This window comes from Bizionia argentinensis JUB59, from assembly GCF_000224335.1.
In the GTDB taxonomy this organism is placed as follows: domain Bacteria; phylum Bacteroidota; class Bacteroidia; order Flavobacteriales; family Flavobacteriaceae; genus Algorimicrobium; species Algorimicrobium argentinense.
Genome location: NZ_AFXZ01000022.1, coordinates 21,725 through 35,166, shown reverse-complemented (window position 1 = coordinate 35,166; position 13,442 = coordinate 21,725). Strand labels below are relative to the sequence as shown.

Genomic DNA, 13,442 nt, shown 5'->3' with positions numbered 1-13,442 from the left:
ATCAATCCCATAGAGCTTTGTTTTATTTTATAAATATGACTAAATAACTCACCAGGTTGAATTTATAAGTTTACATTCTTTTTATCATATTGCAGCTTTTGGGATGCGCAAAAATCCAAAATATTCAGTTTTCCTTACATATCACTCCTATCTAATTTTTGAATTTTTGAGTATATGTCACTTTTAGTGTCACTATTAACTAATTTGATCGTTATTTCTTACAATTATTTTAATTGGGTGTTAGGTTTGTATAATTATTTTATATTAGCCATTATTAAGCTTCAAACAATCAACACCTTATGAAAAACTATTACATCACTATACTTTTATTGTTATTATTAGCCAATGTCTTTGCTCAAAAAACCATTGAAAACCCCGAGTATGGGCTAAGTACTGTTTCAGGGTCCATTACAAAAATTGATTTTTTAGATAATGCTACAGTTTTACATTTTCATATTAAGTCTTATTCTTATAAGAAAGTATTCGTTTCTAAAAAAAGTTATATAGAGGTAGTTGGTAGTGATCAAAAACTGTTTTTAACTAAAGCAGATGGCATAAAAATAAACGAAGTAAATAAAGCATCTGCAACAGGTGAACTTTTCTATAGCCTGTACTTCCCAAAATTAGAGGCTAACACAGAAATAATAGATTTCGTTGCAGTTCCCAATGAAGAAAATGACAAAAACAACCAATATGTTTACGACATTATTATAGATCAAGAAAAAGCATCCATATTACCAATGGCAATTCGGGGCGACTGGCTACGAACAGATGGTAGCAACCGATGGGACTATAGTTTTCATGCTAATAAAGCTATAATAGATAGAGCAGTTTGGAACTATAAAACCCTGACTAACAAAGGAAAAGACTACACTATTATTTTAGAGCGAAAAGGTGAGTTAAAAACGGTTTATGCAAAACTTAACAAAAACGGACGCGTCGATTTTGGATCTAAACCAAAAGAACTCAAAACATATAGTTTAGAAAAAGTGCACAACCCGAATTATATATTGGAAAACGATTTACCTTACGAGTCTGCTACTTTATTTAAAATGGACTCCACAACTTATTCGGGGGTTATTAAAGGCTATACAGAGCGCGTAAAAGAAAAAGTCTCCATATCTATTTTATTACATGACGCCTTTACGTTAAGAGTAGATCCTTTAAAAGTTAAAATTAACGAGGATGGTAGCTTTTCAATAAAATTTTCAGCTAATTACCCAAAATACATACTCGTGAATTCACCCTATGCCTCCATGCAAGAAGTTAATGTCGAGCCCGGTAAGGAAACATTTCACTTAATAAACGACAAAACACCTCTTTTCATGGGGGATTGTGCCATGTTAAATGCTGGTTTGAAGGAAATGGACTTAAAGAATTCTTTAGAGGATAAAACAAACTTGAAGATATTAGAAAATATAAGTATCACAGGAACTCCTGATGACTATAAAAAAGCTTGTCAGGACCTTAGAGATAAAAGAATTAATACTATTCAAGAGCTGCGAAAAAAACAATTTTTAAGCGCTAAAGCACTTCAAATTGAAAAAATAAAAATGGAAGCTCTTAATATATTAGATATCTTTAATTATGAAAGATTAAGAATGTATGCAGTTAAAGAAGCAAATAAAGACAATGACGAAGAGTCGCAACTTGTCCTTAAAGACTATACAATCGAACCCTCGTATTATGATTTTATTCCGGAAGAATTAACTACTGATCGTTTGGGCTTATTAGTATCCCCATTTTACGGTTTTATCACAGCAAAACTATCTTCTAGTGTTAATGCTTTTGAAGATACAGATAATTCAAGTAGCAATATTGAAGATAGCGTTAAGAAGTATTTTGGACTATCAGAAGGCTTTATGCTGGACTTTCTGAGATTTCAAAGATTATACGGCAGTTTTTTTGATGAAGGTTACACCATTACAGATTCAGACTTAAAAAGTATAAATCAAGAAATTAAAGATCCTTTTTTAGCAAGTTATATAATGGTTGCTGCTAAAAAAGCTAAAGCAACTCAAACAAAAATTACTTACAACATTAATACTATACAAAAAACAGAGAACGAAGAATTATTTGAATCCATAATCAAAAAGTTTAAAGGTAAAGTTATTTATGTCGATTTTTGGGCAACTTGGTGTGGAATATGTATACCTGCTATTAAGAGAGCTGCGCCACTTAAAGAGGAGATGAAAAATGAAGATGTTGTCTTTTTATATATAACTGGTGATAATAAAAGATCATCAGAAAACAAATGGAGACAAGCAATTACAGAGATAGCTGGCGAACACTATAGAGTTTCTACAGAGGAATGGGACTACTTATTAAAAAAGTTTCAATTTTCTGGAGTTCCCCGTTATATGTTAGTTAACAAAAAAGGAGAGGTTGTTAATGATAATATTGGAAACCCTACAGTTAAAGAGTTAAAAGCGATCTTACAGGAAGAATTAGCTAAAGATTAAAAAGGTAACTCTTGCGTCTGAATTAAATTAATGTAATTGAAAATCGCATTAAAATCTTAAAAATGTGATTTTTTAAACCTCTGAGACATAAAAAGCAAGCTATAAATATAGCTTGCTTTTTTTATGATAAATAATTCTCAACATCAAATATTACTCATCTACTAGTAAGTTTAAATTGACTGTAATATTATCACGTGTTGCTTTACTAAAAGGGCAAACTTCATGAGCCTTTTCCACCAAATCTTCTCCAGTTTCTAAATCTACATTCGGAATATAACAATCCAAAGTCGCTTCTAAAAAGAAGCCATCTTCATCTTCACAAAATCCAATAATAGCGGTAATGCTTAAAGCATTGCTATCAATTTCAATTCCTTCACTTTTAGCAACAGACTGTAAAGCGCCTCCAAAACATGCAGCATAAGCGGCTCCAAATAACTGTTCCGGATTGGCGCCATTTCCACCATCGCCACCCATAGATTTCGGGACGGACAAATTAAAATCGACAGGACTGTTTTCTGATTTTACATGTCCTTTTCTCCCACCTATAGCTTGCGTGGTTGCTTCATATAATGTTTTCATTTCTTTCTTTTTTAGTTTATCATAATATACTACCATTCTGACACTTTATAAAATGAAAATCCATAAAATTCTCCTAAAACATGCGTATAAAAAAAGCAAGCTTGTTTACCTAGCTTGCTTTTTTTTATGAATTTTGCATACTGTTTTAACTAATTTCAGCACTTAATCCGGCTTCTAAAAGCATAGTACACATAGGTTCTAGCTTTTTATACGATCCTGTTTTAACGGTACATTGTCCTTTATAGTGTACTAAAATAGAACACTGTTCTGCTTGTTCAGCTGTGTGATCGCAAGCGTAAATCAACGTATTAATAACATGATCGAAAGTATTAACTTCATCATTATACAAAACGATTTCGTTTTCAACCAAAACCTCTTCTTGTAGTAAAACATCTTCTAATGTTTGTTCTCTTGTACTCATAATTCTAATATTTTGTTTCTGAATAAAATTCAATCAACAATTATTCTTTTTCAAATTTTAAGGCAACCCAATTATTTTGTTCTAATGTATCAACGCATTTTAAACCTACCTTATTACAAAGTTCTTCAATTGCCGGAATATCCTCTTTATAAAATCCACTTAAAAATAATAAACCTTTAGCATTTAAACAAGTAGCGTACACAGGAATATCCTGAAGTAGAATATTTCGATTGATATTAGCAATAATAATATCGTAAGTTTTATCTTTCAACAAACTCGCATCACCTTCTAAAACAGTAATATGATGACACTTATTTCGCTCTACATTCTCCAAACTATTTAAATAGCACCAATTATCAATATCTATTGCATCTAATGGTTTGGCACCCTTCATTTCAGCCAAAATTGCTAAAACACCAGTTCCACAGCCCATATCTAAAACAGATTTATCTTTGAAATCGTTTTTTAGAATATGCTGAAGCATCATATGTGTTGTTTCATGATGTCCGGTACCAAAACTCATTTTAGGTTCGATAATAATATCGTATTCCTTATCAAATTTATCATGAAACGGCGCACGAACAGCACAAATATCGTCCACGACAATTGGATTGAAATTTCGTTCCCATTCCGCATTCCAATTTACTTGCTCGATTTCGTTATATTCAAATGTAATTTCAAATTCATCAGAATCTAAAATCTGAATATCTTTTAAAATATCAGCATTCCATTCATCTTTCTGAATATATGCAGTAACACCTGTTTCTGTTTCTACAAAACTTTCAAAACCACCATAACCGAGTTCGGCAATTAAAATTTCGACTCCTGGTTGTAAAGGCGCGACTTTAAAATCGTAACCTATATATATTAAATTTGACATAGTCTCTTCTTATTAAAATGCATTAACAATAGCCATAAAATCGTCTGCCTTTAGTGCAGCACCACCAATTAATCCGCCATCCACATCGGGTTTTGAAAAAATTTCTTGTGCATTGCTAGCCTTGACGCTTCCACCATATAATATAGAAACAGAATCTGCCAGTTCCTGACCATATGTGTCTGCCAAGGTTTTTCTAATAAAAGCATGCATTTCTTGAGCTTGTTCCGGACTGGCTGTTTCGCCAGTTCCAATAGCCCAAACTGGTTCGTAAGCTAAAACGATATGTTTAAAAGCTGTTGCATCCAAATGAAACAAGGCATTCTTGATTTGATTTTCAACAATCGTTTCGTGATTACCAGATTTTCTATCCGATAATTCTTCACCAAAACAAAAAATAGTACGCATCTCATTTTTCAAGGCAGCATCTACTTTTTTAGCTAACAATTCATCTGTTTCATTAAAATAAGCGCGACGTTCACTATGTCCTAAAATCACCGTTTTTATACCGATACTACTTAACATAGATGCGCTAATTTCTCCTGTATATGCACCACTTTCTGCAAAGTGCATATTTTGAGCAATCACTTCTACACTATATTCTTTAAGCGATTCGAAAGCAGTCCATAAATTGGTGAATGATGGTGCAATCATCACTTCAGCATTCGAGGTTTTTTTTGCGTTTTTCAATTCGGTGATAAGCGTTTTCGTTTCCACCAAATCGTTATTCATTTTCCAGTTTCCTGCTACTATTTGTTTTCTCATAATCCTATTCTAAACCTTCTTAAAAGAGAAGGGTGTTTTTTAAAACTATTTTATTTGTTTTGATTTATACTTAGACTGAAATGCTATTCTATTTGCTATTCCATTCTTCACTTTGCTGGCATTATTGCAATGATACTTTAGGATCCAGCCAAGTATAAATTATATCTACAAAAATATTGATTATTATGAAGATAACCGCAATTATGAGCACAGATCCCATAATAACAGGTAAATCCAGCGTGTTTAAGGCGTTTACGATTTCTTTACCCAATCCATTCCAACCAAAAATATACTCTACAAAAACGGCACCTGCTAACATGGATGCAAACCACCCCGAAATGGCGGTAACAACCGGATTCATAGCGTTCTTTATTGCATGATTTTTTATGATTTGATATTCGCTTAAACCTTTAGCACGCGCGGTTCGAATAAAATCCTGATTATAAACTTCTAACAGTGAGTTCCGCATTAATTGAATAACTACGGCCAACGGACGAATACCTAAAACAACCGCTGGAAGAATTAAGTTTTTCCATTGAATATGCATGGCTTCTCCATAATCATCGAGTTCATAAAGACTTCCCGTCATTTTAAGACCGGTAAACTCATGCAGTACGAATCCAAAGAACCAGGCGAATAAAATGGCGCTAAAAAAAGATGGCACACTCATACCAACTGTACTGACAATTTGAATGAGTTTATCCAACCAAGTGTCCTTATAGATGGCAGAAACCACGCCTAAAATAAGTCCCAAAAACATAGCGATTACTATGGCTGAAACAGCTAAAACAAATGTGTTTGGCAAGGTTTCACCTATAACCTCGGAAACCTTTTTACCTTGCTTTGTAAAAGATTCGCGCAAAAATGGAAATTTTAGAACCGTAGTGGTGTTGCCTATTGTAAACAAAGGCGTTGACGAATATTTCCCTTTTCGTAAAAAGGTGTAATCGTTTTCATTTTTAGAGTGAAAGGATACGGGCAACAAATCGTTTATATAATAAAAGTACTGGGTTGTTTTGGGTTTGTCGAAGCCGTATTTCTGGCGGACAGCTTCTACTTGTTCAGCGGATTGATTTTGTCCCAACATCATTTGCGCTGGATCACCCGGTAAAACATTAAATAATAAAAATATCACCGTTACTACTCCAAACAAAGTAAGCAATGCGTAAAAAACTTTATGTATTAGATAATTGATCAGATGCTAAATGCTTTCTATAATGATTGTTATAATCTTAAAGTTTCATTCCTTCAAGGTCGTTCCAATGTGCCTTTTGAATAACCGTACCTTTTTCCAACTTAACGATTCCTGGACTCGCTCTAACTACTGTTTTAAGGGCCTTTTCATCACATAAATAGAAATCGAAATTCAATTTATGATTTGCTTTAAACTCTTCCTTCTCATCACCTCCCGAAGCGGATAAACCAATAACGGTATAGCCTTTGATCAACGCTTTATCAGAAAAAGTTTTTAATTTCGCCACGCCATCAGGTTCGGCAGTTGCTAAATTATACATAATAATCATGATTAGTTTATCTTCCTTTAAGAAATGTTCCGTAAAATCCTCCTCTTCTGTTTCTATAGAAAAATCAACTACTGACGGTTCATAACCTGGGTCAATAACTTTAGATTCTACGTCTACATATTCGCCATCCACTGAAGGATAACTCCCATCGGTTTTAAATTGTTGATCTTCACCATTTACTTTAAAAGTCCATATAAATTCCTGAATTGGTTTTGGCGCATTATCCGGAATCGTCATACCTTCTTGAATATTAGCCCCAACTTTATAGGCTCTGAAATCGATTGCTGGCAAATGCATTAACACGTAATAAGCGAATGATAAAGATGCTAGAAAACTTAATAGAGCGATAACAGTAACGACCAAACTACCAAATAATGGCTTAATGTGTTTTACACCAACAACCAGAATTACAATAAAAAATAATAGTATAATATCTTTAGTAAAGCTTTCCCATGGCGTTAATTTTAAAGCATCACCAAAGCATCCACAATCTTTTACTTTATCAAAATAAGCCGAATAGAATGTTAGGAATGTAAAGAATACAATCATGGCCAATAAGCTATAGACCGTAAATTTAGGTTTGTATCCTACTAAAAGAAAAACGCCTAATACAACTTCAAAAATAACCACTAATATGGAAATTATTAACGCATAAGGTACTAAAAACGGTAAGTTCAATACGCCTTCGCCAAAATATTCTTGTAGTTTATACGAAAACCCAAGTGGGTCATTCAGTTTAATGAATCCGGAAATGATAAATAGGACTCCCACGAATATGCGACTAAAACTTACTATATATTTCATAACTATATTTTTTTTTAAAATCTAAAAATTCAAATTCCAAAAAGTAAGGAGCACTCAAATTTCAGAATATAATTAACAGACTTTTATTTTAACTTATTTATAATTGCAGAAAGGGTTTTTCTTAATTCACTTGCTTTTGCTATTAACTTTTGAATTCTGTCGGCTTCTGCTTTATTTAATTCTTTTAATAATTTTAGCCAGTACTCACTTTTCTTTGCTTCTTTTCTTGATATTTTTAAACGAAATAATAAATCCTTTTCGCCTAACTTTTCATTTCCTTCAATATAATTTGCCCAACTGAACCATATGATCTTACTAATTGTTTCGCATCATCTTGATTTGAAATCGACCAATTTAAATCTTGAACTAAAAACCAACAATCTCGAGCAAACTCAAAAGTTCGTAATTCCAGATTAAATGTTTTAGTATCGCTCATTTTGGAATTTAGTTTTTGGTATTTGTTAGCTATCCATCCCTTCTAAATGGATAATTGCAAAAACAGCATAATTTATAATATCCTGATAATTGGCATCAATACCTTCACTAACCAAGGTTTTGCCCTGATTATTTTCAATTTGTTTCACGCGTAATAATTTCTGAAGGATTAAATCCGTTAAACTACTCACACGCATATCACGCCAAGCTTCCCCATAATCATGATTCTTATTCATCATGAGTTCTTTGGTTAACGCCACTTTTTCTGCGTATAATCTAACAGCTTCTTCTGTTAACAAATCGGGTTGCTCTACAACGCCTTTATCTATTTGTATAAGCGCCATGACACAGTAATTGATTATTCCGATGAATTCACTTACCTCGCCTTCTTCAACTTTTTGCACGCCGTTTTGCTGCAAGCCGCGAATACGTTGTGCTTTTATAAAAATTTGATCGGTAAGTGATGGTAAACGTAAAATACGCCATGCACTGCCATAATCAGACATTTTTTTTTCGAAAAGGTTTCTGCAAATTGAAATTACAGCATCATATTGTTGTGATGTATCTGCCATGTGTGACATTGAATTTTGCGTAAATTTCGCTTAAATAGTTTAAAGTTCAAAGTTAGATGATGAATGTTTTTATTTTGCCATAAATACGCGCCTGCTTTAGTCTGAATATGCTAATTTTGTTATCAAAATAGACTTTAATATTATGACCATTAATTGTAAAGGAAACTTGATTGATATATCGGCACCAAAAGTGATGGGTATTTTAAATCTTACGCCAGACTCCTTTTATGATGGCGGTAAATACAAAGACACGAATGCTGTACTTTCTCAAGTTAACGAGATGCTCGAGCAAGGTGCTACTTTTATTGATGTTGGCGCCTACAGCTCCAAGCCAAATGCTGATTTTGTTTCAGAAACCGAAGAGTTAAGTCGCATACTTCCTATTATTCAATCTATTATTACTGAATTTCCCGATGTTCTCCTTTCAGTTGACACCTTTAGAAGTCAGGTTGCCAAAGAAAGTATTTTAGCTGGTGCTGCTTTGGTTAATGACATTTCTGCTGGAAAATTAGACGCAAACATGCTTAAAGTTGTTGGAAGCTTACACGTTCCATATATAATGATGCATATGCGTGGCACGCCACAAACCATGCAGGATTTAACTGAATATCATTCGCTTATAAAAGATATTCTGTTTTATTTTTCAGAACGTATTGCAGAAGCCAAAACACACCATATTAAAGATATTATTATCGATCCTGGTTTTGGTTTTGCCAAAACTCGTGAACAGAATTTTGAATTATTGAAACATCTAAAACATTTTCAATTATTAGAAAGGTCACTTCTCATTGGGGTTTCAAGAAAATCGATGATTTATAAAACACTAAAAAGCACAGCAAGAGAAGCCTTAAATGGTACAAGCGTATTAAACACAATTGCCTTACAGAAAGGCGCGAGCATTCTTAGGGTTCATGATGTTAAGGAAGCCATGGAATGTATTAAACTTACTAACGAACTCAATTAATTCATTATGAAATATTTCAAATTTTTAATCCCGTTACTTTTTATAGCCTGCAATAATGAAAAGGTTATTTTGCTTCCTGAAGTTGAACAATCAAACATTCACGAGGTTTTGGATGTATCTCCAGCTTATTTATTTTACGATTCGACTGCCGTTAATAATATTGAATTAAACAGGAAGAACTTAATTATTACCACAAACTGGTTAGTAAATGTAGACAAACGTCTTACTTTAAAACAGTTAATTCCTAAAATACAATTTCTTCAGAATAAAAAACGTAGTTCGGAATTACATAAAAATGAAGATGCCAAAAACTATTATTCTTGTAATGATACGAGTATTAAAAATTTAGGATTCGTCGAATTTACGGATGTATATTATCACACAAAGGATTCTGTGGTAAGTTCCAAGAAAGCATGGAATAGCCTGGAGGAAAACAGCTTAAAACTTCAAGTAGAATCATTAAAAAGCATAGGTCTTCCTGATGGAGAAAACACTATAAACCTTCAGCAGCTCGTTTCAGATTTAAAAAACAGTTCAATTTCTGAAACAACTTATATGGTTTTAAATATGTCAGAATCGCTGACATTTCAGGAATATATTAGTCTAAAATCGGCTTTATTATCAGTCGTTTCTGAAAAGTTAATTCTAGATACGAACGAATTTATTTATTAATCGTAAATTGTTACATTTACAAAAAAACACGCGCTTTTGAATATTTTTGACGACCTATTAAAGTTCACCGTAATAGATATTGTGGATGTTGTTCTTGTGGCAGCCCTACTCTATTATGTGTACAAATTAGTAAAAGGCACAGTTGCCATCAATATTTTTATAGGTATTGTTATCGTTTACCTTATTTATTTAGTCACCGAAACCTTGCAAATGAAAATGTTAAGTAGGATTCTGGGTGGTTTTATGAGTGTTGGAATTATTGCGTTAATCGTAGTTTTCCAACAGGAAATTAGAAAGTTTTTATTAATGGTAGGCTCTACCAATATTAGCAAACGCGGCAAGTTTTTTAGGCAGTTTAAGTTTTTACAAACCGAAACAGCAAATGAAACGGATGTGGATATCATTCTTTCGGCTTGTAATAAAATGAGCGCGTCTAAAACTGGCGCTTTAATTGTTTTAGAACACAATAATAATTTAGATTTCCTTACAACCACAGGAGACGAAATGAATATTAAAGTAACACAGCCCATTATTGAAAGTATTTTCTTTAAAAATAGTCCGCTGCACGATGGCGCAATAATTATTGCAAATAATATTGTAAAAGCAACACGAGTTATATTACCTGTTAATAATGACAAGACTTTACCTAGCCGCTTTGGCTTACGTCACCGAGCAGCTGTTGGAATTACCGAAAGAACAGATGCTTTAGCACTTGCCGTTAGTGAAGAAACCGGTCAGATATCTTATTTTAAAGATGGTGATTTTGTTATGTTTCACGATACCAATGAGCTTGCCGAAATGATAAGAAAAGATTTAAATTAAACGCTTTTAAGCCAGTTCCTCTTTCATAAACTGTACTTCGTATAAATTTCTATAATAACCATTTTCCTTTTTAAGAAGTTCGGAATGTGTTCCTTGCTCCACAATTTCTCCAGCATCCATAACAATAATCTGATCCGCTTTTTTAATTGTTGCTAATCGGTGTGCTATGACAATAGAGGTTCGGTTTTTCGTTATTTTATCCGTCGCATTTTGTATCAGTTGTTCCGAATACGAATCGACAGAGGATGTGGCTTCATCCAATACTAGAATACTCGGATTGGTGACATAAGCACGCAAAAATGAAATTAATTGGCGTTGACCAGAAGACAGCATAGCGCCACGTTCTTTAACGTTATAGTGATAACCCCCAGGCAAAGTCATTATAAAATCGTGAATTCCAATAGCTTTTGCCGCTTCCACAACATCCGATTCGGTAATATGAGGATTGTTTAAGGTTATATTATTTAAAATAGTATCGGCAAATAAAAATACATCTTGCAAAACTACAGCGATTTGCTGACGTAAAGACGCTAAAGTGAAGGCTGTAATATCTGTACCATCAATTTTAATTACACCTTCATTAATTTCATAAAAGCGATTTAATAAATTAATAATCGTAGACTTCCCTGCACCTGTTGCACCAACAATAGCAATAGTATCCCCAGCAGTTACATTTAATGAAATACCTTTTAATACTTCCTCTTCTTCCACATAACTAAAACGTACATTTTCAAATTGGATATCCCCTTTAAAATTAGCCGCCTCCTGTGTTCCTGTATCATCAATTTGCGAGGTAGTTTCCAGCACTTTAAATACGCGGTTTGCAGCCACCATACCCATTTGCAAAGTATTAAACTTATCTGCTATTTGACGTAGAGGTCTAAATAACATAGGAATCATCATAATAAACGCCGTTAAATCACCTAAAGTTGCCGTGTCGTCTACAACGGCATTTAATCCGCCATACCACGCAATTAATCCAATGGTTATAGATGATGACAGCTCGGCAATTGGGAAAAATATGGAGTTATACCAAACCGTTTTTAACCAACCTTTTTTATGGCGCTCATTAATTTTTACAAAGTTTTTAAACTCGGTATCTTCCCGTGTAAACAGCTGTAGAATTTTCATGCCCGTTACCCGCTCTTGAACAAAGGAGTTTAAGTTTGAAACTTCCGTACGAACTTCTTCAAAAGCCTTTTTCATATACTTCTGAAAAATTCGCGTTGCATATAAAACCAATGGTAACATTAAAAAAACAATCAGACTTAATTGCCAGTTCATATAAACCATAACGCCTGAAACGACAAGCATGGTTAATAAATCTCGAAAAATCATAAATAAACCTTCGCCAAAAATAGCGGCAATACGCTCCATATCTGTAATGGCACGTGTAATGAGAACACCGACCGACGAATTATCATAATACTTCATTTTAAAACGAAGCATATGGTTAAATAATACAACCCGAATATCTTTAACAACTGTTTGTCCTAACCAGCTGGCATAGAAAATAAATAACAACTGACTAACCACCTCAAAAAATAGTAAACCGGCCATTAATAGAATATAAGGAACAAAGCCTTCTAAAGTTTTAGTAGCTATATTTTTGTCAATAGCTTGTTGTAAAATATAAGGCCTGGCTGCTCCTAAAAGCGCCAACAAAATCACCACGAATAATACACCAATAAAAACGGTGTTATATGGTTTCATGTATTTAACAAGCTTTTTAAGCAAGTTGGTGTCTAGTATTTTATTATCTGTTTTAGTTGCCATTTATTATCGTCTCTGGATACGAAATATGTATTAAATATAAACCATGAGCAGGAACGGAATAGCCTGCTTCTTGTCTGTTTTTAGATTCTATAATGTTGTGTAAGTCGGATAAATTAATTTTTCCTAACCCAATATTTATTAATGTGCCTACAATAGCCCGAACCATATTGCGCAAAAAACGATCGGCTTGAATTGTAAAGTGCAATTCGCCATCCACCTGTTCAAAATGCACCTGCATAATATTACAATTATACGTATTTACATCTGTTTTTGATTTGGAAAAGCATTGAAAATCTTTATAGTTTAATAAGCTGTTTGCTGCTGCCTGCATCTTATTAATTTCTAATTTTTTCTTTACAAAATACGCTGATTGATAGTTAAACGCACTTTTATCTAAAGCTATTCTATACAAATAAGTTCGGCTTGTAGCATGAAAACGCGCGTGTGCTTCTGGTGTTACCGAAAATACATTATGAACCGCTATATCTTCTGGAAGAAAAGCATTCAATTTATAAGACAGTTTTTCAATACTAAAATCAGCATCGGTTTCAAAATGCGCAAACATTTGCTTAGCATGTACGCCAGCATCCGTTCTTCCTGCCCCAACAACAGCCGTTTTTTGTCCTAAAATAGTGGACAACGCTTTTTCTATAACTTCTTGCACAGAAATAGCGTTAGGCTGATTTTGCCAGCCGTGATATGCCTGTCCATTATATGAAAGTTCTATAAAATATCTCAATGGTAAATGCTATTTTTGTAAAAAGCAAAGA

Annotated in this window: 15 protein-coding genes; 4 read left to right on the top strand and 11 right to left on the bottom strand. The window is 33.4% G+C overall.

Annotated elements, in window-relative coordinates:
* The first annotated feature begins 299 nt into the window (after positions 1–299).
* On the top strand, positions 300–2,462 hold the full coding sequence (locus BZARG_RS07365) for a TlpA family protein disulfide reductase (RefSeq protein ID WP_008636943.1): 2,163 nt from the start codon (positions 300–302) through the stop codon (positions 2,460–2,462).
* A 150-nt stretch (positions 2,463–2,612) separates the two neighbouring features.
* On the opposite strand, the gene BZARG_RS07360 is transcribed toward BZARG_RS07365, so the two are convergent.
* From BZARG_RS07360 to BZARG_RS07330, 9 genes are all read right to left on the bottom strand, one after another.
* Positions 2,613–3,041: an organic hydroperoxide resistance protein gene (locus BZARG_RS07360; protein ID WP_008636889.1), complete on the bottom strand. Its 429-nt coding sequence runs from the start codon at positions 3,039–3,041 to the stop codon at positions 2,613–2,615.
* Positions 3,042–3,186: 145 nt separating this feature from the next.
* On the bottom strand, positions 3,187–3,462 hold the full coding sequence (locus tag BZARG_RS07355) for an ATP-dependent Clp protease adaptor ClpS (RefSeq protein WP_040288162.1): 276 nt from the start codon (positions 3,460–3,462) through the stop codon (positions 3,187–3,189).
* A gap of 40 nt (positions 3,463–3,502) precedes the next feature.
* The gene (gene prmA / locus BZARG_RS07350) at positions 3,503–4,342 is read right to left on the bottom strand and encodes a 50S ribosomal protein L11 methyltransferase (RefSeq protein ID WP_008636915.1); all 840 of its coding nucleotides are present in this window, start codon (positions 4,340–4,342) and stop codon (positions 3,503–3,505) included.
* 12 nt (positions 4,343–4,354) lie between these two features.
* A complete protein-coding gene (tpiA, locus tag BZARG_RS07345) occupies positions 4,355–5,104 on the bottom strand; it encodes a triose-phosphate isomerase (protein ID WP_008636929.1) in 750 nt (249 codons plus the stop codon).
* A gap of 121 nt (positions 5,105–5,225) precedes the next feature.
* Entirely contained in the window at positions 5,226–6,302 is a 1,077-nt protein-coding gene (locus BZARG_RS07340) for an ABC transporter permease (RefSeq protein WP_040288153.1), read from the bottom strand.
* 34 nt (positions 6,303–6,336) lie between these two features.
* Positions 6,337–7,431 carry a BT_3928 family protein gene (locus BZARG_RS07335; RefSeq protein ID WP_008636892.1) on the bottom strand — a complete coding sequence of 365 codons (1,095 nt, stop codon included), beginning with the start codon at positions 7,429–7,431 and terminating at the stop codon, positions 6,337–6,339.
* A gap of 83 nt (positions 7,432–7,514) precedes the next feature.
* Positions 7,515–7,664 carry a four helix bundle protein gene (locus BZARG_RS16190; RefSeq protein WP_394330513.1) on the bottom strand — a complete coding sequence of 50 codons (150 nt, stop codon included), beginning with the start codon at positions 7,662–7,664 and terminating at the stop codon, positions 7,515–7,517.
* 29 nt (positions 7,665–7,693) lie between these two features.
* Positions 7,694–7,867 (bottom strand): hypothetical protein, encoded by a 174-nt coding sequence (locus tag BZARG_RS15925; RefSeq protein ID WP_008636872.1) that lies wholly within the window; start codon positions 7,865–7,867, stop codon positions 7,694–7,696.
* Between the two features lie 25 nt (positions 7,868–7,892).
* Positions 7,893–8,438, bottom strand: a complete 546-nt coding sequence (locus BZARG_RS07330) for a DUF1599 domain-containing protein (RefSeq protein WP_008636942.1) — start codon at positions 8,436–8,438, stop codon at positions 7,893–7,895.
* Between the two features lie 142 nt (positions 8,439–8,580).
* Between BZARG_RS07330 and folP the strand changes: the two genes are divergently transcribed.
* From folP to BZARG_RS07315, 3 genes are read left to right on the top strand one after another with little or no spacing between them, the layout of a single operon-like run.
* Positions 8,581–9,402, top strand: a complete 822-nt coding sequence (folP, locus tag BZARG_RS07325; protein WP_008636880.1) for a dihydropteroate synthase — start codon at positions 8,581–8,583, stop codon at positions 9,400–9,402.
* A 6-nt stretch (positions 9,403–9,408) separates the two neighbouring features.
* Complete coding sequence (locus BZARG_RS15225) at positions 9,409–10,074, top strand: hypothetical protein (RefSeq protein WP_008636887.1); 666 nt, start codon at positions 9,409–9,411, stop codon at positions 10,072–10,074.
* 36 nt (positions 10,075–10,110) lie between these two features.
* Positions 10,111–10,896 (top strand): diadenylate cyclase, encoded by a 786-nt coding sequence (locus tag BZARG_RS07315; protein ID WP_008636935.1) that lies wholly within the window; start codon positions 10,111–10,113, stop codon positions 10,894–10,896.
* 6 nt (positions 10,897–10,902) lie between these two features.
* On the opposite strand, the gene BZARG_RS07310 is transcribed toward BZARG_RS07315, so the two are convergent.
* Together BZARG_RS07310 and truA are read right to left on the bottom strand one after the other, a co-directional pair.
* The gene (locus BZARG_RS07310; protein ID WP_008636932.1) at positions 10,903–12,672 is read right to left on the bottom strand and encodes an ABC transporter ATP-binding protein; all 1,770 of its coding nucleotides are present in this window, start codon (positions 12,670–12,672) and stop codon (positions 10,903–10,905) included.
* Positions 12,662–13,411 carry a tRNA pseudouridine(38-40) synthase TruA gene (gene truA, locus BZARG_RS07305; protein WP_008636944.1) on the bottom strand — a complete coding sequence of 250 codons (750 nt, stop codon included), beginning with the start codon at positions 13,409–13,411 and terminating at the stop codon, positions 12,662–12,664. The genes BZARG_RS07310 and truA overlap by 11 nt, the downstream gene beginning before the upstream one ends.
* Between the last annotated feature and the right edge of the window lie 31 nt (positions 13,412–13,442).

What these genes read in the sequence shown, in the direction of transcription:
- BZARG_RS07365 (WP_008636943.1), top strand. Translation starts at nt 300, where the DNA reads ATGAAAAACTATTACATCACTATACTTTTATTGTTATTATTAGCCAAT.
- BZARG_RS07310 (WP_008636932.1), bottom strand. Translation starts at nt 12,672, where the DNA reads ATGGCAACTAAAACAGATAATAAAATACTAGACACCAACTTGCTTAAA.
- BZARG_RS07360 (WP_008636889.1), bottom strand. Translation starts at nt 3,041, where the DNA reads ATGAAAACATTATATGAAGCAACCACGCAAGCTATAGGTGGGAGAAAA.
- BZARG_RS07335 (WP_008636892.1), bottom strand. Translation starts at nt 7,431, where the DNA reads ATGAAATATATAGTAAGTTTTAGTCGCATATTCGTGGGAGTCCTATTT.
- folP (WP_008636880.1), top strand. Translation starts at nt 8,581, where the DNA reads ATGACCATTAATTGTAAAGGAAACTTGATTGATATATCGGCACCAAAA.
- BZARG_RS15925 (WP_008636872.1), bottom strand. Translation starts at nt 7,867, where the DNA reads ATGAGCGATACTAAAACATTTAATCTGGAATTACGAACTTTTGAGTTT.
- BZARG_RS07355 (WP_040288162.1), bottom strand. Translation starts at nt 3,462, where the DNA reads ATGAGTACAAGAGAACAAACATTAGAAGATGTTTTACTACAAGAAGAG.
- tpiA (WP_008636929.1), bottom strand. Translation starts at nt 5,104, where the DNA reads ATGAGAAAACAAATAGTAGCAGGAAACTGGAAAATGAATAACGATTTG.
- prmA (WP_008636915.1), bottom strand. Translation starts at nt 4,342, where the DNA reads ATGTCAAATTTAATATATATAGGTTACGATTTTAAAGTCGCGCCTTTA.
- BZARG_RS15225 (WP_008636887.1), top strand. Translation starts at nt 9,409, where the DNA reads ATGAAATATTTCAAATTTTTAATCCCGTTACTTTTTATAGCCTGCAAT.
- BZARG_RS07330 (WP_008636942.1), bottom strand. Translation starts at nt 8,438, where the DNA reads ATGGCAGATACATCACAACAATATGATGCTGTAATTTCAATTTGCAGA.